This is a genomic window from Ruegeria sp. N7 (genome assembly GCF_056531345.1).
In genome coordinates this window covers 1-1,499 of record NZ_JBQFLR010000049.1, presented here as the reverse complement: position 1 = coordinate 1,499, position 1,499 = coordinate 1, and the positions used below count along the sequence as shown (strand labels likewise).

The window sequence follows — 1,499 nt, the reverse complement described above, 5'->3', positions numbered from 1 at the left end:
CGCACAGCGCTTACGGCCAGATCCTGACCAGCCATGGCCGCGGCCAAAGCCGCAGGGTCCGCAACATTCGCAACAATCGGCTTGGCGCCTTTGGGCAGGTTTTCGATCCCTGCCTCGTTTCGAACTGCCGCGGTAACGTCATGGCCACGCGAGATCGCCTCAGTCACGACACGAGAACCGACATCGCCAGTTGCACCAAATACGACAAGTTTCATGAGCATTCTCCTTTTGAGACGAGGTGTGTATGGGCAGTTTCTGAAAGAACGAGAGGGCTAATACGCCCGGCACGCTGCCCAAGCCAGATTGCCGTGAGCACCACTCCGGCTCCGGCGATCTGGGTGGGCGTCAGAGCCTGGCCAAGAAGCATCCAGCCAATAACGACTGCGGAAAGCGGGCTGAGAAAACCAAGGGCTGAAACGGCGCCGGGCTCGATCCGGGAAACACCTCGGAACCATAAGATGTATGTCAGCGCAGCCCCGATCAGAGTGAGATAGGCGATTCCGGTGAAAAATTGCGATTTCAACGGCGGAAGCGCAGGCTCAAACAGATATGCCAGCGGCATCAGCAACAGCCCCCCTGCCGAAAGCTGCCAGGCCGCCAAGGTTAAAAGGGGCACGGGGGCTTGCCACTTCCGGGTCAGAACTGTGCCAGCTCCCATGGAGACTGCGCCGCCGATAGCTGCGAGTAACCCAATCGGATCAAGTGAAACCCCCGAACCAAGAACAAGAAGTCCAACCCCAAAGATACCGATCAGTGCCGCGATCACCGCAGATAACTTGACCGTCGTACCAATCAGCATCGCAGCCAAGAACACGACAATCAAAGGCTGAACCGCCCCAACCGTTGCGGCTACACCACCAGGCAGCCGGTACGCCGCCACAAATAGCAATGTCCAGAACACGGTGAAATTGAGCGCACCAAGAACGAAAGCGCGTATCCACCAGATACCCTGCGGCAGTTGCCGGGCCAGAACGAGCAATAGCAGGCCAGCAGGCAGCGCACGCAGGGCAGCCATTGTGATTGGATACCCAGCAGGAAGGAATTCAGTCGTAACGTAATACGTGCTGCCCCAGATCAGCGGCGCGATGGCAGTGAGCGCGATGTCGACATGACGTTTCATGAGGGATCTCCATATATCTTGACATCAAGATATCTTATATTCTCTTGACGTCAAGATAAATCTTCGCAATATGCTTCCATGGACCACATCGATCGTATCATTTCTCAATGGAACAAAGCCCGCCCCGACCTCGATGTGGGACCGATGGAAACGATTGGGCGTCTTTCCCGCCTGGCGGCTCAGCTCAGAAAAGAGATGGACAAAACCTGGAAGGTCTACGGGCTCAACCTCGCCAGCTTTGATGTGCTGGCGACCCTGCGCAGGTCCGGAAAGCCTGAAGGCCTGTCGCCGGGGGAATTGCTTGACCTGACCATGGTGACATCGGGGACAATGACCAACCGAATTGACCAGCTCGTCAAGGCCGGCTTGGTCGAGCGCG

3 protein-coding genes are annotated in these 1,499 nt (G+C 57.0%); 1 reads left to right on the top strand and 2 read right to left on the bottom strand.

All coding sequences use genetic code 11. From position 1 onward, the window contains the following. Both ACR0ES_RS20140 and ACR0ES_RS20135 read right to left on the bottom strand, forming a co-directional pair. A partial coding sequence (locus ACR0ES_RS20140; RefSeq protein ID WP_480871592.1) for an NAD(P)H-binding protein occupies positions 1 to 215 on the bottom strand: 215 nt, incomplete at its 3' end. Then, positions 212 to 1,120, bottom strand: coding sequence for an EamA family transporter (locus ACR0ES_RS20135; protein WP_480871591.1), 909 nt, complete (start codon positions 1,118 to 1,120; stop codon positions 212 to 214). The genes ACR0ES_RS20140 and ACR0ES_RS20135, both read right to left, overlap by 4 nt. Positions 1,121 to 1,198: 78 nt before the next feature. Between ACR0ES_RS20135 and ACR0ES_RS20130 the strand changes: the two genes are divergently transcribed. Further along, positions 1,199 to 1,499, top strand: a 301-nt coding sequence (locus ACR0ES_RS20130) for a MarR family winged helix-turn-helix transcriptional regulator (protein ID WP_480871590.1), incomplete at its 3' end; no start/stop codon positions are given.

Bases quoted from the DNA above. Each gene is read 5' to 3' on its own strand.
- ACR0ES_RS20135 (WP_480871591.1), bottom strand. From the start codon at position 1,120: ATGAAACGTCATGTCGACATCGCGCTCACTGCCATCGCGCCGCTGATC.